This window comes from Streptomyces sp. NPDC048479, from assembly GCF_040651435.1.
Taxonomy (GTDB): domain Bacteria; phylum Actinomycetota; class Actinomycetes; order Streptomycetales; family Streptomycetaceae; genus Streptomyces.
This window is the reverse complement of record NZ_JBEZKA010000001.1, coordinates 420,276-441,466: the sequence shown is the minus strand read 5'-3', so window position 1 is coordinate 441,466 and position 21,191 is coordinate 420,276. Positions and strand designations below refer to the sequence as shown.

The following is a 21,191-nucleotide window of genomic DNA, read 5'->3' as shown; positions in this document are numbered from 1 at the left end:
TGGAACAGAGGTTGACTCGTGCGTATCGCACAGTGATCTCATGACATGCGTGACTGTCCGGCCCCCCGGCCCCGTGGAAATCTTGGTGTCACGTCGCCGAGGGGGGAAGGGTCATGGACAAGCGGTACGAGGTCTTCTGTCTCGCGGACAGGATTTTCTACGAGACTCCGGACCGCTTGTCCTCCACGCGTACGTCTGCCGGCATGCCGTCCCGAACGGAGAGCAGCGTCCCGCTCTTCGAGGCGGCTCAGCGCCCGGTCCCCGAAGGGTGGCGAAGCTTCCTCTCCGGGGACTGGCTCCACATCAGCCCGGTGGACACGGTGCGCCCCCGCCAGGGCTGGAAGATCCATGCCTCGGCCTGTCTCGACAACGCCGAGAAGACCGCGGCCAAGGTGTGGGACTACTGCGTCCCACGGGAGATTCCCTTCAAGTTCGTCCCCGGCCGGCAACCACTGCACCTGCGCAACTCCAAATACGCGGGACGCGGCTCCAGCGGCAAGTTCGCCACCGTCTATCCGGCCGACGACACGGAACTCCAGCTGATCCTGGAGGAGTTGGGTGCGCTGCTCGACGGCGAGCCGGGCCCGTACATCCTCACCGATCTCCGCTGGAACGACGGCCCGCTGTATGTACGGTACGGCGGCTTCGCGAAGCGGCACTGTGTCGACGAAACCGGCTCCGGCGCCCTCGTGCCCGCCATCGAGAACCCCGAAGGCGTACTGGTGCCGGACCGCAGGGACCCGGTCTTCCAGCTGCCCGAGTGGGTGACGCTGCCCCCTTTCCTCGAGCCCCAGCTGGCGGCGCGCAACGCGACCACCACCGGCGAACTGCCGTACCGCATCGAGCGCGCCCTGCACTTCTCCAACGGCGGTGGCGTGTATGCCGGCACCGATCTGCGGACCGGCGAGCAGGTGGTACTCAAGGAGGCGCGGCCGCATGCCGGGCTCGCCGCGGACGGGGCCGACGCCGTGACACGGCTGGAGCGCGAGAGAGCCGCGCTCGAGCGGCTCACCGGGCTCGGCGTCGCACCCGAGGCGCGTGACTGGTTCATCCTCGGCGACCACCGCTTCCTCGTCATGGACTTCCTCCCCGGCCGCACCCTCAACTCCTTCTTCGCGCAGCGTCATCCGCTGCTGGCCGTCGAGCCGGATCCGGCGGCGCTCGCGGAGTACACGCAATGGGCGCTGGGTGTGCTGCACGCGGTCGAGGAGGCCGTGGCGGCCGTGCACGGCCGTGGTCTTGTCTTCAACGACCTGCATATGTTCAACATCATGGTCGACCCGGACGACGATTCCGTGCGGCTGCTGGACTTCGAGGCCGCGATGCCGGTGGGAGAGCACCGCGGCCAGGCCATGGCCCACCCGGGGTTCGTCGCGCCGGGTGACCGTGAGGGCTTCGAGGTGGACCGCTACGCACTCGCCTGCCTGCGGCTCGCCCTCTTCGTGCCGATGACGACGCTGCTGGTCGTGGACCGGGGCAAGGCGGCGCATCTGGCCGAGGTCGCGGCGGAGCAGTTCCCCGGCCTGCCGGACGGTTTCCTCGACGAGGCGGTACGGGTGATCAGAGGCAAGTCCCCCGAACCCACGGGGAGTTATCTTCCCGCGAAGACCGGGGACCGGTCTCTCGGCCGCGACTCCATGGTCCGCGCGATCCTCGCGTCCGCGACACCGGAGCGCGACGACCGGCTCTTCCCCGGCGATATCGCGCAGTTCGCGGACGGCGGCGGACTCGGACTGGCGCACGGCGCGGCCGGAGTGCTGTACGCCCTCGCCGAGACGGGCGCGGCACGCTACGAGGCGGGCGAGGAGTGGCTGCTCAGCCATACGGCCCCGCCACCGGCCGGCACCCCGCTCGGTCTCTACGACGGGCTGACGGGCGTCGCACACGTCCTCGACCGGCTCGGCCACCGCGAGCGTGCCGTCGAACTCGTCGGGCGGGTGCTCGACGAGAAGTGGCAGCGGCTCGCGCCCGATCTGCACGGCGGGCTGGCCGGCATCGGCCTCGTACTCGACCGGCTCGGACTGCGCGCAGAGGCGCTGGAGGCCGCGCGGGTCCTCGTCGACCGGCCGCCGACCGCCCACGGCAGGCGCGCCGGGCTGCTGCACGGCGCGAGCGGACCCGCCCTGTTCTTCCTGCGGCTGTACGAGTCCACCGGCGATTCCGCCCTGCTGGACCAGGCGGCCGAGGCGCTGCGCCGGGATCTCGCCCGGTGTGTGACGGACCGGTCGGGGACCCTGCTCGTGGACGAGGGCGTACGCACCATGCCGTACCTCGGAGCGGGCAGCGCCGGCATCGGCGCGGTCCTCGACGACTACCTCGCCCACCGTCACGACGAGGAGTTCGCCCGCGCCAGGGAGGCGATACTGCCCGCGGCTCGGCTGCGGTACTACGCGCAGCCCGGACTGTTCAACGGGCGCGCGGGGATGGTGCTGCACCTGGCCCGTACCCGTGCCCCGCGCCCGCAGCTGGACGCCCAGATCGCCGCACTCTCCTGGTACGCCGTGCCGTACGAGGGTGAACTCGCCTTCCCCGGCGACCAGATGATGCGGCTCTCCATGGACCTCGCCACCGGAACCGCCGGCTGTCTGCTCGCCCTCGGAGCCGCGTCCGGTGAACGTCCCGCGCAGCTGCCGTTCCTGCCGCCGCTGAAGGCGGCCCCACAGACGGCCCCGCAAGGGGTCGAGCAGTAAGTACGTACCGTCCCCATGAAAGAGGAGATCACCATGGCACTTCTGGACCTGCAGAAGCTGGATGTCCCCGAGACCGACCACGGCGGCGGTGGCGGGGAGAGCAGCGTTAGCCTGCTGCTGTGCGACAAGCACAGCTCGCACAGCAACCTTCTCTGCCTCTGATCATCTGCTTCTGATCAGGTGATTTGTTCGCGGCCCCGGACGGCACCGCTGGCCGTCCGGGGCCGCGTGCACGCATGCAGATGGTGAGGGAGGGCGACCATGTTCCTGCGCGAAACCGTCCGGCACGGTGCGCCGCGTGCCGTCTCCGTCCTTCTGCTGACCTGCGCCCTTGCCGCGACCGGGCTTGCACTGCCCGCCGTACTGGGCCGCGCGCTGGACCTGCTGCTCGCCGGCCGGCGGTCGGACGCCGGGCCGTGGCTCGCTCTCTGCGCGGGCCTCACCGGCCTCGCCGTCGTACTCGGCGCCCTCGACGGACTCGTCACCGGCACTGCCAACGCCCGTACCACCGCCTGGATACGGGAACGGGTGCTGCGGCACGCCCTCGCGTCCGGACCCCGGCTGCGCCTGGCCCCCGGCGAGGTGGTGGCACGCCTCACCGGCAACGCCGCACAGGCCGGGACCGTGCCGACGACCCTCGCGACCGCGCTCGCCGCCGTGATCACACCCGTGGGCGGGCTCGTCGGGCTCGCCGTCACCGACTGGTGGACCGCGCTCGTGGTGATCGCGGGGATGCCCCTACTCGTCCTGCTGCTGCGGGTGTTCATCCGGGATTCCGGCGAGAGTACCGCGCGCTATCTGCGGGCCCAGGGCGAGATCGCGGGACTGCTGACGGAAGCGGTGCGCGGAGTCCGTACGATCGCCGCCGCCGGAACCCGGGGCCGGGACGCGGCGCGCATCCTTGCGCCGCTGCCCGAGCTGTCACGGCAGGGCCACCTGATGTGGTGGATCATGGGCCGATCCACCGCGCGGGCAGCCGCGCTGCTGCCCCTGCTGCAGCTCGCGGTGCTGGCTGTCGCCGGAGTACGGCTCGCGGAGGGCGCGTTGAGCGTCGGCGGAATGCTGGCCGCGTGGCGGTACGGAGTGCTCGCCACCGGCACCGGCGTATTGGTCGGACAGCTCAACGGCCTGGTGCGCGGACGCACGGCGGCGGGCCGGCTCGCGGAGATCCTCGAGACGCCCGAGATGACGTACGGGGAGCGCGAACTTCCACCGGGCGAAGGTACTTTGGAGCTGCGCGGGGTGCGGCTGAGCGGGCTGCACAATGTCGATCTGGTGATACCGGGCGGCTCGGTCACCGCCGTCGTGGGCCGCTCGGGCAGCGGCAAATCGGCCCTGGCGGCCGTCGCCGGACGCCTTGCCGACCCCGAGGCGGGGACGGTGCTTCTCGACGGCGTCCCGGTGGCCGGGCTCTCCCGAGAGGTGCTGCGCCGCGAGGTCGGCCACGCCTTCGCCCGGCCGGCGCTGCTCGGCGGGACGGTCGGCGGCACGATCGCCTTCGGTGCGTACGAGCCCGGCGATGCGGCGGTGGCGGAGGCCGCGCGAGCCGCGTGCGCCGACGACTTCGTACGCCGCCTGCCGCACGGCTACGCCACCGCGTGCGCGGCCGCGCCCCTGTCCGGCGGTGAGGCCCAACGCCTCGGCCTGGCACGGGCTTTCGCGCATGCAGGGCGACTGCTGATCCTGGACGACGCCACCTCCAGCCTGGACTCGGCCACCGAACTGAAGGTGTCCCGCGCGCTGCTTCACGACGTCCGCGCCCGTACCCGTCTGATCGTCGCCCACCGCGCGCCGACCGCGGCCCGCGCGGACCTGGTGGTCTGGCTGGAGGAGGGCCGTATCCGGGCCGTGGCCCCGCACGCCGAGCTCTGGCAACTTCCTTCCTACCGCGCGGTGTTCGCGGAGGACGCGGTCGACGACGCAGCCGCGGAGGAGACGGTCGCGGAGATCGCGGCGGGGGAGAAGGCGGTCGTGGAGAACGCAGCCGGACGGGAGGCGGTCGCGGAGAACGCAGCCGGACGGGAGGCGGTCGTGGAGATCGCAGCCGGGCAGGAGGCGGTCGCGGAGAACGCAGCCGAACGGGAGGCGGTCGTGGAGATCGCAGCCGGACGGGAGGCGGTCGCGGATGGCTGAGGCCCGGCTCCGGCTGCTGCGGCACCGGCCGCGGGTGCTCGTACGCCTCGCCGCGTGGTCTGCGCTGGAGGCGGGGCAGACGTTTCTCCTCGGGTACGCGCTCGCCCGCGCCATCGACGGCGGATTCCTCGCCCAGGACCCCGCCCACGGTCTGTACTGGCTGGCCGCCGCCGCGGTCGCCGTCGTCCTCGGGGCCTTCGGTACCGGCAGGGTCCACCGGGTGGTCGCCGCGCTGGTGGAGCCCGTACGGGACGATCTCGTACGCCGGGTGGTGGACCGCGCTCTGCGGGACGGCGACGACGCGGCAGTCTCCCGGCTCACCCATCAGGTGGAGATCGCCCGCGACACATTCGCGGGCCTCGTGCTGGTCTCGCGCACCTTCGTCTTCACCGCGGCAGGGGCTCTGGCCGGGCTGTTCTCCCTCGCGCCCGTCCTGCTGCTGGTGGTACTGCCGCCGCTGCTCGCCGGCCTCGCGCTCTTCCTGGCGACCCTGCGCCCGCTGGCCCGCAGACAGGAGACCTTCCTCGCCGCCGACGAGGCCATCGCCACCGAACTGGGCGCGCTGGTCTCTGGATTGAGGGACATCACGGCTGCCGGGGCCGAGGATCGCGTGGCGACGGACGCGGCTGCCCGGATCGCCGACGAGTACCGCGCGGCCCGCGGCCTGGCCCGCTGGGGCACGCTGCGGGTCCTGGCCGTCGGCATCGGCGGCCGCCTCCCGGTGGTGCTGCTCCTGATCACCGCGCCCTGGCTGCTCGCGCACGGATTGACCGCGGGCGCTCTGGTCGGCGCCCTCGCCTATCTCACCCAGTCCCTGCTCCCCGCTCTGCAGTCGCTGATGCAGGGCCTCGGCACCTCGGGCGCCCGCCTCGCGGTCGTGCTGCGCCGGCTCACCGCGGAGGGAGTCCCGGAGGAGCCGCGCGCGGTGCGCACCGGCCCCGACACCGGGGCTGGCGCCGGGGCCGGTACGGCGGTACGGCTGCGCGGCGTGACGTTCGCCTACGGTCCGGGCGCCGCGCCCGTCGTCGACGGGCTCGATCTGGCCGTTCCCGTGGGCGGTCATCTCGTCGTCGCGGGCCCGAGCGGCATCGGCAAATCCACGCTCGCCGCGCTGATCGCCGGGGTGCTGCGGCCGGACGACGGCGAGGTTCTGCTCGGCGCCGAGCGGGTGCTCGTGCCGCAGGAGGCGTATATCTTCACGGCCACCGTGCGCGAGAACCTCGGCCATCTCTGCCCCGAGCCGCCTCCGGACGCCGCCGTACTCGCCTCCTGTGCGGCCGTCGGCGCACACGGGCTCGTCGAGCGGCTGGGCGGTCTCGACGCGCCGGTCGACCCCACCGCGCTGTCGGCCGGAGAGCGCCAGCTGCTCGCGCTGGCCCGCGCCCATGCCGCGCCCGCGCCTCTCGTGCTGCTCGACGAGGCGACCTGCCACCTCGACCCGGCGGCCGAGGCGCGCGCCGAGCGGGCGTTCGCCACCCGGCCCGGCGGCACGCTGATCGTCGTCGCGCACCGGATCGGCTCGGCGCGGCGGGCCGGCCACGTGCTGGTGATGGACGGGACGCACACGGAGTACGGCACCCACGAGGAGCTGTTGGCCCGCTCCTCCTTCTACCGCGAACTGACAGGGGCCTTCGCAGGGTTCTCACACCCAGCCTTCGCCCTGGGAGATCCTTATGGCGTCGACCCGGTTGCGCGCACCGGTCTTACGGGTGATGGCCGCCATGTAGTTGCGCACCGTGCCGTTGGACAGATGGAGACTGTTCGCGATGTCGCCGATCGAGGCTCCCTCGGCAGCCAGTGACAGCACGCTCAACTCCCGTTTGGTCAGCGGCATTTGAGCGGCTCGCAGAAAGCTGAAGCCCAGTGAGGTGTCGACGAAAAGTTCCCCCTTGGCCACCTTCCGGATGGCGGCGATCAGATTCTCGGGCGTGCCCTCCTTGTCGACAAAGCCACAGGCGTATGCCTCGACGGCCCGCCGGAGTGGACCTGGCCGGTTCGCGTTGGCGAGCACCAGTAACGGGCTGCTTCCCCCACCGGTCCGGCTTCCCGGCAGCTCACCGAGCGGCGCGATGCCGTACGACTCCGAACAGTCCAGGTCCACCGCGCACACGTCAGGGCGGAGCATTCGCGCCCGGCTCGGCGCGCTGCGCCAGGGCGCGTGAAAGACCTCCAGGTCGGGCTCTCCGGCGAGTCTCTCCGCCAGCGCCGACCGCAACAGACACACATCGTGCACCAGAAGTACCCGGATCACGTTCTGTCCCCCTAGCTCACCGCTCAACGGTTGCTTCATTCAGAACGCAAACATTCTTAGCGTGTCGCCCGCGTCATGGAGGTGCAGAACCAGCCAAGGGGTGGCAAGGGGGGCGCACGTGCCAGGCGCGAACCCCCAGTCTGCGACAACCCGCGCACGCGCGTGCCAGGCTTCTGCGGTGATCGAACGGGTGCTCGAGAGCGGCGGCCGAACCGCCCGCGCCGTGGCGACACACCTCAGCCCGGGCACACGCCAATGGCGCAACGACGAAAGAGAGTTGCGCATGGCGCTATGGGCGACTTCCGGTGCGCCTGGGGTCTATGCGGCGCATTTGACACCAAGTGTACATATGGTTACTTTAGAACCAGATTGAACGAAATATCCGTCTTCTCGCCTGGCGAGAAGACGAACAATCTCAACATCCCGATCGACGACCACCCGGTCGTTGGTTGTCCGATGGACGGATGCTCCGCCGCGGGGATTGCTGCACTCAGCAACCCAGGTGGGCCCGATGCCGCGCATTCAGCGTGTGAGTCGGCGACGGAAACTCCCGTCGTGGTGATACTCCCGCCATGACGATGGCAACTTCCGCCATCTTCAAGGCCGATGTACCGGACCCTTCGCGAACGCATCATTGCGTCACCAGTACTGACGCCACCGCGGCCGTGCAGGCTCGGGCCCGTCTACGCTCCCGGGAAGGGAAAGCACCATGCGGGTAATGACATCCAGGACTCTTCGGCTGCTTGCCAGCCTGTTTGCTGCTCTGACTCTCGGCCTCGTTGGAGCCGGCGCAGCCAGTGCCACCAGCTCGTCCCACCCCGCTGCGCACGACTACTGCGGCTACTCCAACAGTCGTTACGACGACTGGTGCAACTACGGCAACCGTGACTCCCGTGACTTCCGCGACTTCCGCGACAACGGCCGCCGCGACTTCCGTGACTTCCGCGACTTCCGTGACTTCCGCGACGCCAATACCGTCATCGTTTTCGTCCGCTGACGCATGAAGGCTTAGGCCGAATCATCTCGGCGAGGCCGGTCGGGCCCTTTCTCCGGCAGTCCCGCGTGGCGACAGCTGCGCGGGACTGCCTGTGTCGCGATCAATGCAAGCCCCGGCCGCGGCCCTCGCCCGGCCCTTGCGGCGTCGTCAGGTCGATCAGCCGGCACACCGTCTCGATGTCGATCTTCACTTGCGCGATCGAGGCGCGCCCCGAGAGCCAGGTGATCAGCGCCGAGTGCCAGGTGTGCTCGATCACCCGCACCGCCGAGAGCTGCTCCGGCGTCGGATTCTCCAGCCCCATGGCGTCCAGGATGATCGCCGTGGTCTGGCGGGAGACCTTGTCCACCTCGGGGCTGACGCTGCGGTCCGCGAAGGTCAGCGCCCGCACCATCGCGTCCGCGAGATGCGGTTCGCGCTGGAGCGCCCGGAAGGCCCGCATCAGCGTCTCGGCAACCCGCTCCGCCGCGCTGTCCCCGGCCGGCGGCTTTTTGCGCAGGGTCGTGTGCATGTGCTGGAGCTGGTCCTGCATGGTGGCGACCAGCAGATGGATCTTGGAGGGGAAGTAGCGGTAGAGCGTGCCGAGCGCGACGCTCGACGACTCGGCGACCTCGCGCATCTGCACCGCGTCGAAGCCGCCCCGGCTGGCCAGCTGGGCGCTGGCGTGGAGGATACGACGCCGGCGCGCCTCCTGGCGTTCCGTCAGGGGCGGCGAAGCAGGCACCGCCGACTTGGCTTCGGCTGTCATATGTCCCGTTCCATGCGCGAGTCCGGATCGCACAGCATGGCAGGGCCCCCGTCGTGGCGCGAATCACCTGATCCGGCCCTTACAGCAGCGCTACCTGCCGGTAGATTCGAAGCTCCTTGAGCGATCAAGTCTGAAACTTGTTCTAGATTAGCGTGAGCGGTTACGCTCCGGCGAAAACGCAGTGAGAAGGGGGCCGTGAGTGACCGCTGAGGCCATAGAGGCCGGCCCTCGTCCGGGCAGGTCCGGCGGCGGTGACGAGCCGCTGCGCATCGCGCTCCTCACCTACAAGGGCAACCCCTTCTGCGGCGGCCAGGGCGTCTATGTACGGCACCTCTCGCGCGAGCTCGCCCGCCTCGGCCACAGCGTCGAGGTGATCGGCGCGCAGCCCTATCCCGTACTCGACGAAGGCGTGCCGCTCACCGAGCTGGGCAGCCTCGATCTGTACCGGAGCCCGGACCCGTTCCGTACGCCGAAGCGCGACGAGTACCGCGACTGGATCGACGCGCTCGAGGTCGCGACCATGTGGACCGGCGGCTTCCCGGAGCCGCTGACCTTCTCGCTGCGCGCCCGGCGTCATCTGGCCGCTCGGCGCGGTGAGTTCGACGTCATCCACGACAACCAGACGCTCGGGTACGGGCTGCTCGCCGACCTCGGCGCACCGCTGGTCACCACCATCCACCACCCGATCACCGTCGACCGGCAGCTGGACCTGGACGCCGCGGACGACTGGCGCAGGCGTGCGTCCGTACGCCGCTGGTACGGCTTCACGCGGATGCAGAAGCGGGTCGCGCGCCGGCTGCCGTCGGTGCTCACCGTTTCCGGTTCCTCGCAGCAGGAGATCGTCGATCACCTCGGCGTGCCGGCCGGCCGCGTCCATGTCGTCCACATCGGGGCCGACACCGACCTCTTCTCGCCGAACCCGGCGGTCGCGGAGGTCCCCGGCCGGATCGTCACCACTTCCAGCGCGGACGTCCCGCTCAAGGGCCTCGTCCATCTTGTCGAGGCGCTGGGGAAGCTCCGTACGGAGCATCCCGCCGCGCATCTCGTCGTCGTCGGCAAGCGCGCGGAGGACGGTCCCGTCGCACAGCTGATCGAGCGGTACGGCCTCCAGGACGCCGTCGAGTTCGTCAAGGGCATTTCCGACCCCGAGCTGGTCGATCTGGTGCGCAGCGCGCAGATCGCGTGTGTGCCGTCGCTGTACGAGGGCTTCTCGCTGCCCGCAGCGGAGGCGATGGCGACGGGCACGCCGCTGGTCGCCACGACCGGCGGTGCGATCCCGGAGGTCACGGGCCCGGACGGGGAGACCTGTCTGGCGGTGCCGCCGGGCGACGCGGGTGCGCTCGCCGCGGCGCTGGGCCGGCTGCTCGGCGACGAGGCGCTGCGCGTACGGCTGGGGGCGGCGGGCCGGGAGCGCGTGCTGGAGCGGTTCACCTGGCGGCAGGCAGCGATCGGTACGGCCGAGCACTACCGCGAGGCGATCGCGACGCGCTCGCCCCGCTCCGCGGCGCTGGGGGCCGCCCGGTGACCCGTCTCCACCAGGCGCGGTGTGACAGGACCCGTACCGGCTCCCGGCATCCCCGGCGCTCCGTGCCACAGGCATCGGCCCGCTCCGCGGCGCCGTACCCCGGCCGCTCCGCGGCCATATGTGTGGGCCGCAGGCCCACGAATCCGGACCGCACTGCGGACCCGCGTACTGGAACCTCCGACCGCGAAAGCAGGTCTACGTGCTGACCGTCGACTTCTCCCGCTTCCCGCTCGCCGCGGGCGACCGCGTGCTCGATCTGGGCTGCGGTGCAGGCCGGCACGCGTTCGAGTGCTACCGGCGCGGTGCGCAGGTCGTGGCCCTCGACCAGAACGGCGAGGAGATCCGCGAGGTCGCGAAGTGGTTCGCCGCGATGAAGGAGGCCGGGGAAGCGCCGGAGGGCGCCACCGCCACCGCCATGGAGGGCGACGCGCTCAACCTGCCGTTCCCCGACGAGTCCTTCGACGTCGTGATCATCTCCGAGGTCATGGAGCACATCCCGGACGACAAGGGTGTGCTCGCCGAGATGGTGCGGGTGCTGAAGCCCGGCGGACGGATCGCCGTCACCGTGCCGCGCTACGGCCCCGAGAAGATCTGCTGGGCGCTGAGCGACGCGTACCACGAGGTCGAGGGCGGCCATATCCGCATCTACAAGGCCGACGAACTGCTCGGCAAGATGAGGGAAGCCGGCCTCAAGCCGTACGGCACGCACCACGCACACGCGCTGCACTCGCCGTACTGGTGGCTCAAGTGTGCCTTCGGCGTCGACAACGACAAGGCCCTGCCGGTCAAGGCGTACCACCAGCTGCTGGTCTGGGACATCATGAAGAAGCCGCTGGCCACACGGCTCGCCGAGCAGGCGCTCAACCCGCTGATCGGCAAGAGCTTCGTGGCGTACGCGACCAAGCCGCACCTGCCCGCAGTGGCCGCCAAGTGACTGTGCCCAAGCGCGGCCCCGGCCGTACGGAACACCTGGTCCTGCCCGGGGTCCTCACCGCGGAGGAAGCACTCGAGACCGTTGCCGGGATACTCGCCGTACAGCGCGAGGACGGCGCTATCCCGTGGTTCCGGGGGCATCACCTCGACCCGTGGGACCACACCGAGGCGGCCATGGCGCTGGACGCGGCGGGCGAGCACGAGGCCGCGGCCCGCGCGTACGAGTGGCTGATACGGCATCAGAACGAGGACGGGTCCTGGTACGCCGCGTATCACGACGGCGAGGCGGACCGGCCCACCGACCAGGGCCGGGAGAGCAACTTCTGCGCGTACATCGCCGTCGGCGTCTGGCACCACTTCCTGGCCACCGGCGACGAGGGGTTCCTCGACCGGATGTGGCCGGCCGTCTACGCCGCGATCGAGTTCGTACTGGCGCTGCAGCAGCCCGGCGGCCAGATCGGCTGGAAGCGGGAGACGGACGGCACGGCCGTCAATGACGCGCTGCTGACCGGCAGTTCGTCGGTCCACCAGGCGCTGCGCTGCGCGCTGGCGATCGCCGAGGAGCGCGAAGAGCCGCAGCCCGACTGGGAGCTGGCGGCGGGCGCGCTCGCGCATGCGATCCGCCGGCATCCGGAGCGTTTTCTCGACAAGAGCCGCTACTCGATGGACTGGTACTACCCGGTCCTCGGCGGTGCGCTGACGGGTGCGGAGGCCAAGTCCCGTATCGAGGACGGCTGGGACGACTTCGTCGTACCGGACCTCGGAGTGCGGTGCGTGCTGCCCAACCCGTGGGTGACCGGCGGTGAGAGCTGCGAACTCGCCCTGGCGCTGTGGGTGATGGGCGAGTCCGACCGGGCGCTGGAGATCCTTCAGTCCATCCAGCATCTGCGCGCCGAGGGCGGCATGTACTGGACGGGGTACGTCTTCGAGGGCAACCGGGCCGTGTGGCCGGAGGAACTCACCGCCTGGACGGCGGGCTCGCTGCTGCTGGCGGTGGCCGCGCTCGGGGGAGACGAGGCGACGGTTGCGGTGTTCGGCGGGGAGCGACTGCCGCGGGGGCTCGCCCCGGAGTGCTGCTAGGCCCTGCCGGCTGGGGCTCCGCCCCAGGGCCCCCGTACGCCCTTCGGGCGCGTCCTCAATCGCCGGCGGGGCTGGACTTTCCAGCCCCGCCGGCGATTGAGGCGCGGGGATCCGGGGGCGGAGGCCCGGTTACGGGAAGGGGCGGGGTGGGGAAGGCTCCCCCGGTCACCGGCTAGTACCTCCGCAGTCGGCCCGCCACCGCGTGGCCGATGAAGAGGTACACCACCGCCGCCAGGCCGTAGCCGGCGACGACACGCGCCCAGGCGTCGTCGAAGGTGAACAGGTCGTAGGACCAGCCGGCGAGCCAGTGCGCGGCGTCCTGGATGAAGCTCACCAAGTCGTTGGCGCGGTTGGCGTCCAGCAGGTACATCAGGATCCAGAGGCCGAGGATGACGGCCATGACATCGGCAACGATCATGATGACCGCTGCGGCCTGATTCGTTCCGTTGTGATGACGAGGACTCATGGGCATCGGGTTACCGCTTGTGAGCGTGTGAAACCCTCGACGTACAACAGGCTCGGGACGGAGCTGCCGTACCCCTCCCAACTGGGCGAGCGAGCCTAGGAGTTCAGCTCCGCAAGGACGCGCAAAGTGTGCGGGTCCGGAGCGGTCACCAGCAGGTCCGTGACCGGGCCCTTGCGCCACAGCTCCAGGCGTTCCGCGATCCGTTCACGCGGCCCGACCAGCGAGATCTCGTCGGCGAAGGCGTCGGGCACGGCAAGCACGGCTTCCTCGCGGCGGCCGTCGGCGAACAGTCGCTGGATATGGCGGGCCTCGGACTCGAAGCCCATCCGGGCCATCAGATCGGCGTGGAAGTTCCGTGCAGCGTGGCCCATGCCGCCGATGTAGAAGCCGAGCATCGCCTTGACCGGGAGCAGGCCCTCCGCCACATCGGTACAGACCTTGGCGCGGGCCATCGGCGCGATCATGAACCCGTCGGAGAGGCTGCCGAGCGAGGCCTCGTAGACGTCCGTACGCATCGGCGACCAGTACAGCGGCAGCCAGCCGTCGGCGATGCGCGTCGTCTGGGAGATGTTTTTCGGCCCTTCGGCGCCCAGCAGGACGGGAAGTGAGGCACGCAGCGGATGCGTGATCGGCTTGAGCGCCTTGCCGATGCCGGTAGCGTCCTCTCCTCGGTACGGATGGGAGTGGAAGCGGCCCGCCAGTTCAACAGGGGCCTCTCGCCTGAGCACTTGGCGGATCACATCGACGTACTCGCGGGTCGCCGTCAGCGGGCTCTTCGGGAACGGACGGCCGTACCAGCCCTCCACCACCTGCGGCCCCGACAGACCGAGTCCGAGCATCATCCGGCCGCCGGACAGATGGTCCAGGGTGAGCGCGTGCATCGCGGTGGCGGTGGGGGTGCGGGCGGCCATCTGTGCCACCGCCGTGCCGAGTCGGATGCGGGAGGTGTGCGCGGCGATCCAGGTCAGCGGGGTGAAGGCGTCGGAACCCCAGGCCTCCGCCGTCCATACGGAGTCATAGCCGAGGCGCTCGGCCGCGCGCGCGAGATCGAGATGGGCGGGGTCCGGGCCGCGGCCCCAGTAGCCGAGAGCGAGTCCGAGTCGCATGCCGTGTCCCCTCCAGCGCTACGTTTCTGACGGTGCGTCAGAGTACGCCAACGGCCCCCCGCCCGGAAGGGCGAGGGGCCGCTCTGCGGACCGCTGTTCGCGTCAGCCGCGCTGGATGCCCGCGGTGTCCTGCAGCACGCCACGACGGCCGTCCTGCGTCTGGGCGATGAGGCCCGGACCGCGCTGCTCGACCGCGAGGTACCAGGTGCCGGGCGCGAGCTCGGCGATCGGGGTCGGCGAACCGTCCTCGCCGTACAGCGGGCGGGCCACCGGCACCGCGAACCAGAACGGCGTGAAGTCCGCGGCGCCGCCGGCGTTCTGCGGCGCGGCCGGGGCCGGCTGCTGCTGGCCCGGCTGCGGCTGGGCGCCGTACGGCTGGGGCTGACCCGGCTGGCCGGGCTGCGCGCCGTAGGGCTGCTGCTGGGCACCCGGGTAGCCGTAGCCGGCTCCGGGGACGCCCGGCTGCGCGCCGTACGGCTGCGCGACCGGCTTGGGGGCGCCGAGGAGCGGGGCCTTGAAGGCCGGGACGATGAGCGAGCAGACCGCGCCGGCGGCCAGGACGAGCGTGGCGATGAAGCCGAGGATGAGGCCGACGCCGGCGTCGACACTGCCGCCGACGTCCAGGGAGCCCGCCGGGTCGAAGATCGCGCCGAGCGCGCTCCAGGCCGTGAAGACGGTCAGGGCGACGCCGAGCTGGCCGAGGTCGAGCCCGATGACCTTCGGCGGCTGCGGCAGCCCGCGCGAGATCACGATCAGAGCGGCGCCGATGATGCCGGCCAAGTAGACACCCAGGAGCAGGGACCCGTTGTCCCAGGCGTTCGGCACGCCGTCGCAGTTGCTGCCGGAGCAGTCGAACGTGTCGAGGAACGAGGCGATGAACAGCAACACCGCTGCTCCGATCACCACGCCATCGCCTCGAGTGAGGGAGCGGATGTTCACGTAAATGTCCTTCGTCGGGTCGTGTCATCGGGGCGGTCGTCGCTGCCGCCGGTGCGGCGGTGTGCACGGCGCGGAGCTCGGGGGTGACTCCCCATCGTAGAGCTGAATCTATCGTCTGCCCGATCCGGCCGTCTGCCGGGTATGGGAGTTACCGGTCGAGGTAGCTGCTGATGCCGTCAGCCATTCCCTGCGCCGCTTTCTGCCGCCAGTTGGAACTTGTCAGCAGAGCGGCATCCTTCGGGTCACGCATATTGCCGCATTCGATGAACACCTTGGGCACTGTGGACAGGTTGAGGCCGCCGAGATCCTCGCGTACGTCCAACCCCGTGCCGTCGCCCACATAGTTGGAGGGCGCGCTGCCGGTCGCGTGTACGAACTTTCCGGCGATCCGCTCGCCGAGTTCGCGCGAGGGGCCGACGATGGTCGCGGTGTCCGCCGCACCCCCCTTGACCAGGGCGGGAAGGATCACATGGAAGCCGCGGTTGCCGACGGCCGAGCCGTCGGCGTGAATGGAGATCACCGCATCGGCCTTGGCCTTGTTTCCGATGCGCGCCCGTTCATCCACACAGGGGCCGAAGGGCCGGTCGTTGGTGTGGGTGAATTTCACCGTTGCGCCCTGCTTCTCGAGCAGTGTGCGAAGACGTTGTGAAACATCGAGGCTGAATTCGGCCTCGGTGTAACCGGCGTTGGTGGACGTGCCCGTCGTGTCGCATTCCTTGCGGTTGGTTCCGATATCCACGAGTTTGTTGATTTCGCTCGTGTGCTGGAAATTGCGGGGGTTGTGCCCCGGGTCGACGACCACGACCCTGCCGGCGAGCGGCCCCGGCGCACCGGCCCTCCCCTTCGACGGCGACGGCGACGGCGAGGCGGTGGCAGAGGTGGCGGACGGTGACGGAGAGGCCGGCGGGGCGGGCTTGCCCGCGGCGGTCGACCCGCTCGGCAACGCCCTCGGCGGCTCGTTCTCGTCCGGGCCGCTCATTGCCTGCCAGCCGAGCCACCCCGCCAGCGCGGTCGGCACCAGCGCGGCAATCACGATCGTGAGATTGCCGCGACCGAAGCGGCGCGGCGGCATGGAGGGCTGGTTCTCGTCGTACGACACCCTCGCGATGCTAGCCCGGCGGCTCAGATCCCCGTTCCGGTACGCCGCAGGACGCGCAGCGAGTCGGTCGCCGAGACCTCGGTGAACGCGCCGGACGCGAGTGCCCGGAGGTAGACGCGGTACGGGGCCTGGCCGGTCCACTCGTCGACCGGGTCGGGGAAGACGTCGTGGATGACGAGGAGGCCGCCGTCGGCGACATGCGGCGCCCAGCCCTCGTAGTCGCCGCCCGCGTGCTCGTCGGTGTGGCCGCCGTCGATGAAGACCAGGCCCAGGGGTGTGCCCCAGACCTTCGCGACCTGCGGGGAGCGGCCGACGACGGCGATGACGTGGTCCTCGAGACCGGCCTTGTGCAGGGTGCGGCGGAAGGTCGGCAGCGTGTCCATCTCGCCGACCTCCGGGTCGACCACGGTCGGGTCGTGGTACTCCCAGCCCGGCTGCTGCTCCTCGCTGCCCCGGTGGTGGTCGACCGTGATCGCCGTCGTCCCCGCCTCACGGGCGGCGTCGGCGAGCAGGATGGTCGAGCGCCCGCAGTAGGTGCCCACCTCGAGCAGCGGCAGCCCGAGCGCCCCGGCCTCGACGGCGGCCGCGTAGAGGGCGAGGCCCTCGGCCACGGGCATGAAGCCCTTGGCCGCCTCGAAGGCGGCGAGGGTCTCCGGCTTGGGGGCGGCGGCCATGGTTCCTCCTGGTCGTGCGGGGTGTCCGGCCGCCCATCGTGCCTCACACGTCGCACTCGAACCACATCGTCTTGCCGCCGGGTGCCGGCAGCGTGCCCCAGCGGTCGGTGACCGCCTCGACCAGGAGCAGCCCGCGCCCGCCCTCGTCCAGCTCGTCGCCTCTGCACTCGGGGCGCACCGGGCGGGGGCAGTGGGGGTGCGCGTCCGCGACCTCGACCCGCAGCCCGTCCGGCCGCCGCAGGATGAGCAGCGTGCAGCGCCTGCCGGGCACATGCCGGACGACATTCGCGACCAGCTCGGTCAGCGCCAGCTCGGCGGCGTCGGTGAGCCCGGGCATGTCCCAGCGGGTCAGGAACGTCCGCAGGATGCGGCGCAGGTGGCGGGCGGAGTGAGTGCCCACCGTGAAACCCATGCGGTAGCAGTCGTCCATTGCCGCAATTGCCGCTGGTGGGCAGTCGGTTACGTGATTCATGTCACCAGCGTGGAGTGGTGCGATTACGCTCGGCTACGAACGGAAACGAACGCCGCGAGGCGTGAGCTTGGGGGTGACCGCCGCGTGGTCAATATCCGCGACCTCGATCCCAGCGCATCGCCGCTGGACTATTACGGCTCCGAACTGCGCCGCCTGAGAGAGGATGCCGGGCTGAAGCAGGGCGAGCTGGGCGGCTGTGTCTTCTGTACGGCGTCGCTGATCGGCCAGATCGAGACGGCGAGGAAGGTGCCGACGAGGGATTTTTCGGAACGGGTGGACGCGGCGCTGGGGACGGGCGGGGTGTTCTCAAGGCTGGTGGGGCTGGTGCTGCGGAGCCAACTGCCGAGCTGGTTCCAGGCGTACGCGGAGATGGAGGCCCGGGCGGCGTACATCTCGTCTTTCCAGGCGGAGGTGGTGGACGGACTGCTGCAGACGGAGGGGTACGCGCGAGCAGTGCTGGGTGTACGGAACGAGGAGAACCTCGACGCGAAAGTGGCCGCCCGCATGGAGCGGCAGCGCATCCTCGACCGCGACAATCCGCCGCTGATGTGGGTGGTGCTGAGCGAGGCCGTCCTGCATCAGGAGATCGGCGGCCGGGAGGTCATGCGGAACCAACTTGCCCACACGTTGGACCTGCGGGGGCGGGAGTGGGTGCAGGTGCAGATCCTGCCCTTCGAGGCAGGCGCGCATGCGGGGGTGATGGGCTCGTTCTACTTGCTGCGGTTCGACGACGACCCGGATCTCGTCTATACCGAGGACTTCGTCCAGGGCCATATGACGGCCAATCCGCAAGCTCTCAGGGAGGGTTCACTCCGTTACGATCACTTGCAGGCCGCCGCGCTCTCCGTGGAGGATTCGGCGGCACTGATCGCCCGCGTAATGGAGGAGCGCTATGGCCACGAACCAGCATCTGACGGGCGCGCGTTGGCGTAAGTCGTCGTACAGCGGTGACACCGGCGGCGCCTGCGTAGAGTGCGCCCCGCTCGGCCCCGCCGCCTGGCGCAAGTCGTCCTACAGCGGGGACACCGGCGGTCAGTGCATCGAGGTCGCCGCCCACCCCTGCCGTATCGCCGTCCGTGACTCCAAGAACCCCGACGGCCCCGCCCTCGCCGTCACCCCCGCCGCCTTCGCGGCCTTCGTCACAGCCGCAGCCGTGGGCGGCCTCTGAGAGGCCCGATCCGGCGTCGCACTGTGCGGAGGGCGTGCTGGACACGCCCTCCGCAGTGCTGAGTCAGTCCTTCTTCTTCTCCAGGCAGACGACGTACGCCGTCAGGCTGGCGCCGGGCTCAGGATGCGTCACCGAGACGGCCCAGCCGGTCGCGCTGGTTCCATCGGCGGCGGGGGCGCCGTTGGCGCCAATGGGGTAAGAGTCCGTGAGGTAGGCAGTGACGGCGTCGGTGGTGTTGGTGAAGCCGCCGCCGCCGACCGCAACTCCTTTGGGCGGGCACTGGACCCATGCGGTCACATTCTGGTCCGGAACCAGGGCCATGGGGGCGCCGACGTAGGTCGTCGCGACCACCTTGCCGTTCTTGTCGGATCCGTCCGTATCCGGATCGTCTGTCGCGTAGGCCGTGGATGTCATGCCAGTCGCGAGCATCATCGGGACGCTCGCCAGAGCGAGAACTATGGAGCGCTTCAACTCCAGACCTCCTGTTAGGGGTTGATACCCGATCCGCAATCTGTAGCGGATCGATCACGTAGTGTGTAAAGCTAAAGGTGCATATGGTCGATTTGCCACTGCGTGGGCCTGAATGGGTGAGGGGGGCCCTTCCGGTCGTGGTCGTCCCGGTGTCCGGCCCGCAGCCGCGACCATCGAACGCCGGCGAGCGGCCCCCGTGGCAGCCAATCCGGCGCGGGCCTACCCCAGGTACCCCCCCGATCTGATCTACCGTCAGATTGAAACGTGTTCTAGTCTGCCGTTCATGGGCATCGGAATCACGCAAGAGCAGCGGGAGTTGGCCCGGTCCGTACGCGGCTGGCTGGCGCGCGCCGTGCCGCCCGAGGCCGTACGAAAGCAGCTCGACGCGACCGGCGCCGGGGCGGGGGGACGCCCCGGCTACTGGGACGGCGCCGCCGAACAGGGGCTGCTCGGCGTGCATCTTGCCGAGAAGTACGGGGGCGGGGGCGGGACCATCCTCGACCTTGCCGCCGTCCTGGAGGAAACGGGGCGCGCGGCGCTGCCGGGACCGTACCTGCCGTGCGTGCTCGCCTCCGCCGTATTGGCCCGCGCGGGCAGAGCCGATCTGGCGGGGACGCTCGCGCGAGGGGAGCGCATCGCGGCCGTCGCGCTCGGTCCCGGGACGCTCACCGCCACCCGTACTCAGGGCGGCCACCGGCTCGACGGCACCGCCCCGCCCGTCCTCGGCGCCGGGCACGCCGATCTGCTCGTACTCGAAACCCCGACGGGCTGGCTCGCGGTGGACGCGGGTGCGCTCACCGTCCGAGTGCACGAGAGCGCCGACCCGACCCGGCCCACCGCCGAGGTCACCGCGCACGGCGTGACCGTGCCCCGGGACCGTGTACTGGAGATCGACACCGCTCTCGTACGGGACCTCGCCTCCGTGCTGTACGCGGCCGAAGCGTGCGGCACCGCCGCCTGGGCCCTGCACACCGCCTCCGAGTACGCGAAGGTGCGCGAGCAGTTCGGGCGGCCCATCGGGCAGTTCCAGGCGGTCAAGCATCTGTGCGCCGACATGCTGGTGCGCGTCGAGCAGGCGAGGGCGCTGACGTGGGACGCGGCACGCGCGGTGGACCAGAGCCCGGGCGTACGCGGCCTGGTGGCCTCGCTCGCAGCCGGGACCGCCCTTGATGCCGCGTACTCCTGCGCCAAGGACTGCATCCAGGTGCTCGGCGGGATCGGGTTCACCTGGGAGCACGACGCGCATCTGTATCTGCGGCGGGCTCTCGTCGCACGGCAGCTGCTGGGGGCGGGCGACAGCCACCGGCTGCGGGCCGTGCGGCTCGCCGCGGGCGGGGCGCGGCGCGAGCTCAGACTGGAGCTGCCCGCCGAGGCGCAGACGTACCGGGAGCGGGCCCGCGAGGCCGTCGCGGCGGCAGGCGGCCTCGAACCGGCCGCCGCCCGCCGCGTGCTCGCCGCCACCGGCTACGCCGCGCCGCATCTGCCCGAGCCGTACGGCCTCGGCGCAGGCCCTGTCCAACAGCTCGCCGTACAACAGGAGTTGACGCACGCCGGGGTCGAGCTGAGCGGTCTGGGCATCGCGACCTGGGTGGTGCCCTCGCTCCTCGCGTACGGAACCGAGGAGCAGAAGCAACGCTTTCTGCTGCCGACGCTGCGCGGCGATGTGCTCTGGTGCCAGCTGTTCAGCGAGCCCGGAGCGGGATCGGATCTGGCGAGCCTGCGCACCAGGGCCGAGAAGACGGCGGACGGCTGGCGGATCACCGGACAGAAGGTGTGGACGAGCGCCGCCCAGTGGGCCGACCACGGGATACTGCTCGCCCGTACGAACCCGGATGCTCCCAAGCACAAGGGGCTGACGTACTTCCTCGTGGACATGAAGAACACCGAGGGGATCGACATCCGGCCGCTCAAGGAGATCACCGGGGAGTCGCTCTTCAACGAGGTGTACTTCGACGGGGCGCTGCTCCCGCACGACGCCGTGGTCGGGCAGGTCGACGACGGCTGGAAGGTCGCCCGTAACACCCTCGGCAACGAACGCGTCCACATGGCCGACCAGCTGACCTTCGACACCGGGCTCGAAGCGCTGCTCGCGCGGGCCTCCGGCCTCGACGGCGCCTGCCGCGCCCGGATCGGGTCGCTCGCCGCCGAGGCGCACGCTCTCGCCTGCATCGGCCTGCGGACCACCATGCGGCAGGTGTCGGGCCTCGACCCGGGCGCCGGGGCGTCCGTACGCAAGCTCGTTCAGACCACGCACCAGCAGAAGACCGCCGAGCTCGCCGTCGAACTGCTCGGACCCGAGGGCGCGTTGCGTGAAGGGGCCGGGGAGCGGGCGGTGCACGGGCTGCTGATGTCGCGCTGCCTGACCATCGCGGGCGGCACCACGCAGGTCCAGCTCAATGTCATCGCCGAGCGCATCCTCGGCCTCCCGCGGGACTGAAGGAG

Annotated in this window: 19 protein-coding genes and 1 pseudogene; 11 read left to right on the top strand and 9 right to left on the bottom strand. The window is 70.7% G+C overall.

All coding sequences use genetic code 11. From position 1 onward, the window contains the following. The first annotated feature begins 113 nt into the window (after nt 1-113). The 4 genes and pseudogenes from lanKC to AB0D12_RS01965 form a co-directional block, all read left to right on the top strand. On the top strand, nt 114-2,690 hold the full coding sequence (gene lanKC / locus AB0D12_RS01980) for a class III lanthionine synthetase LanKC (RefSeq protein ID WP_362676063.1): 2,577 nt from the start codon (nt 114-116) through the stop codon (nt 2,688-2,690). A gap of 33 nt (nt 2,691-2,723) precedes the next feature. After that, on the top strand, nt 2,724-2,852 hold the full coding sequence (locus tag AB0D12_RS01975) for a SapB/AmfS family lanthipeptide (protein WP_327323282.1): 129 nt from the start codon (nt 2,724-2,726) through the stop codon (nt 2,850-2,852). Between the two features lie 99 nt (nt 2,853-2,951). Further along, nucleotides 2,952-4,823, top strand: a complete 1,872-nt coding sequence (locus AB0D12_RS01970) for an ABC transporter ATP-binding protein (RefSeq protein ID WP_362676061.1) — start codon at nt 2,952-2,954, stop codon at nt 4,821-4,823. Continuing rightward, nucleotides 4,816-6,189 (top strand): annotated as a pseudogene (locus AB0D12_RS01965) (ABC transporter ATP-binding protein); the annotation flags it as partial. The gene AB0D12_RS01970 and the pseudogene AB0D12_RS01965, both read left to right, overlap by 8 nt. A 276-nt stretch (nt 6,190-6,465) precedes the next feature. Here the strand turns inward: AB0D12_RS01965 and AB0D12_RS01960 are convergent. Continuing rightward, nucleotides 6,466-7,074 (bottom strand): response regulator transcription factor, encoded by a 609-nt coding sequence (locus tag AB0D12_RS01960; RefSeq protein ID WP_362676059.1) that lies wholly within the window; start codon nt 7,072-7,074, stop codon nt 6,466-6,468. Nucleotides 7,075-7,792: 718 nt separating this feature from the next. Here AB0D12_RS01960 and AB0D12_RS01955 point away from each other — a divergent pair. Continuing rightward, nucleotides 7,793-8,071 (top strand): hypothetical protein, encoded by a 279-nt coding sequence (locus tag AB0D12_RS01955; RefSeq protein WP_362676057.1) that lies wholly within the window; start codon nt 7,793-7,795, stop codon nt 8,069-8,071. A gap of 100 nt (nt 8,072-8,171) precedes the next feature. On the opposite strand, the gene AB0D12_RS01950 is transcribed toward AB0D12_RS01955, so the two are convergent. Then, on the bottom strand, nt 8,172-8,816 hold the full coding sequence (locus AB0D12_RS01950) for a TetR family transcriptional regulator (RefSeq protein WP_362676055.1): 645 nt from the start codon (nt 8,814-8,816) through the stop codon (nt 8,172-8,174). Nucleotides 8,817-9,015: 199 nt separating this feature from the next. Here AB0D12_RS01950 and AB0D12_RS01945 point away from each other — a divergent pair, with 199 nt between their 5' ends. The 3 genes from AB0D12_RS01945 (at nt 9,016) to AB0D12_RS01935 (ending at nt 12,354) form a co-directional block, all read left to right on the top strand. Then, a complete protein-coding gene (locus tag AB0D12_RS01945) occupies nt 9,016-10,341 on the top strand; it encodes a glycosyltransferase family 4 protein (RefSeq protein ID WP_362676053.1) in 1,326 nt (441 codons plus the stop codon). A 199-nt stretch (nt 10,342-10,540) separates the two neighbouring features. Continuing rightward, the gene (locus AB0D12_RS01940; RefSeq protein WP_362676051.1) at nt 10,541-11,275 is read left to right on the top strand and encodes a class I SAM-dependent methyltransferase; all 735 of its coding nucleotides are present in this window, start codon (nt 10,541-10,543) and stop codon (nt 11,273-11,275) included. Beyond that, nucleotides 11,272-12,354 (top strand): prenyltransferase/squalene oxidase repeat-containing protein, encoded by a 1,083-nt coding sequence (locus AB0D12_RS01935; protein ID WP_362676049.1) that lies wholly within the window; start codon nt 11,272-11,274, stop codon nt 12,352-12,354. Before AB0D12_RS01940 ends, AB0D12_RS01935 begins: the two co-directional genes overlap by 4 nt. 172 nt (nt 12,355-12,526) lie before the next feature. On the opposite strand, the gene AB0D12_RS01930 is transcribed toward AB0D12_RS01935, so the two are convergent. The 6 genes from AB0D12_RS01930 to AB0D12_RS01905 form a co-directional block, all read right to left on the bottom strand. Continuing rightward, on the bottom strand, nt 12,527-12,820 hold the full coding sequence (locus AB0D12_RS01930; RefSeq protein ID WP_327323274.1) for a hypothetical protein: 294 nt from the start codon (nt 12,818-12,820) through the stop codon (nt 12,527-12,529). A 95-nt stretch (nt 12,821-12,915) separates the two neighbouring features. Then, on the bottom strand, nt 12,916-13,926 hold the full coding sequence (locus tag AB0D12_RS01925) for an LLM class F420-dependent oxidoreductase (protein WP_362676047.1): 1,011 nt from the start codon (nt 13,924-13,926) through the stop codon (nt 12,916-12,918). Between the two features lie 102 nt (nt 13,927-14,028). Continuing rightward, on the bottom strand, nt 14,029-14,865 hold the full coding sequence (locus AB0D12_RS01920) for a hypothetical protein (protein WP_362676045.1): 837 nt from the start codon (nt 14,863-14,865) through the stop codon (nt 14,029-14,031). Nucleotides 14,866-15,013: 148 nt separating this feature from the next. Further along, nucleotides 15,014-15,937 (bottom strand): N-acetylmuramoyl-L-alanine amidase, encoded by a 924-nt coding sequence (locus tag AB0D12_RS01915; RefSeq protein ID WP_362676043.1) that lies wholly within the window; start codon nt 15,935-15,937, stop codon nt 15,014-15,016. Between the two features lie 50 nt (nt 15,938-15,987). Beyond that, on the bottom strand, nt 15,988-16,638 hold the full coding sequence (locus tag AB0D12_RS01910; protein ID WP_362676041.1) for a class I SAM-dependent methyltransferase: 651 nt from the start codon (nt 16,636-16,638) through the stop codon (nt 15,988-15,990). A gap of 43 nt (nt 16,639-16,681) precedes the next feature. Next, a complete protein-coding gene (locus AB0D12_RS01905) occupies nt 16,682-17,110 on the bottom strand; it encodes an ATP-binding protein (RefSeq protein WP_362676039.1) in 429 nt (142 codons plus the stop codon). An 84-nt stretch (nt 17,111-17,194) separates the two neighbouring features. On the opposite strand from AB0D12_RS01905, the gene AB0D12_RS01900 reads away from it, so the two are divergent. Both AB0D12_RS01900 and AB0D12_RS01895 read left to right on the top strand, forming a co-directional pair. Then, the gene (locus tag AB0D12_RS01900) at nt 17,195-18,043 is read left to right on the top strand and encodes a helix-turn-helix transcriptional regulator (protein WP_362676037.1); all 849 of its coding nucleotides are present in this window, start codon (nt 17,195-17,197) and stop codon (nt 18,041-18,043) included. Continuing rightward, nucleotides 18,003-18,278 carry a DUF397 domain-containing protein gene (locus AB0D12_RS01895; RefSeq protein ID WP_362676035.1) on the top strand — a complete coding sequence of 92 codons (276 nt, stop codon included), beginning with the start codon at nt 18,003-18,005 and terminating at the stop codon, nt 18,276-18,278. Before AB0D12_RS01900 ends, AB0D12_RS01895 begins: the two co-directional genes overlap by 41 nt. Before the next feature lie 63 nt (nt 18,279-18,341). Here the strand turns inward: AB0D12_RS01895 and AB0D12_RS01890 are convergent, their stop codons facing one another. After that, nucleotides 18,342-18,749: a hypothetical protein gene (locus AB0D12_RS01890; protein ID WP_362676033.1), complete on the bottom strand. Its 408-nt coding sequence runs from the start codon at nt 18,747-18,749 to the stop codon at nt 18,342-18,344. Nucleotides 18,750-19,032: 283 nt separating this feature from the next. Between AB0D12_RS01890 and AB0D12_RS01885 the strand changes: the two genes are divergently transcribed. After that, nucleotides 19,033-21,186, top strand: coding sequence for an acyl-CoA dehydrogenase (locus AB0D12_RS01885; RefSeq protein WP_362676031.1), 2,154 nt, complete (start codon nt 19,033-19,035; stop codon nt 21,184-21,186). The last annotated feature ends 5 nt before the right edge of the window (nt 21,187-21,191 follow it).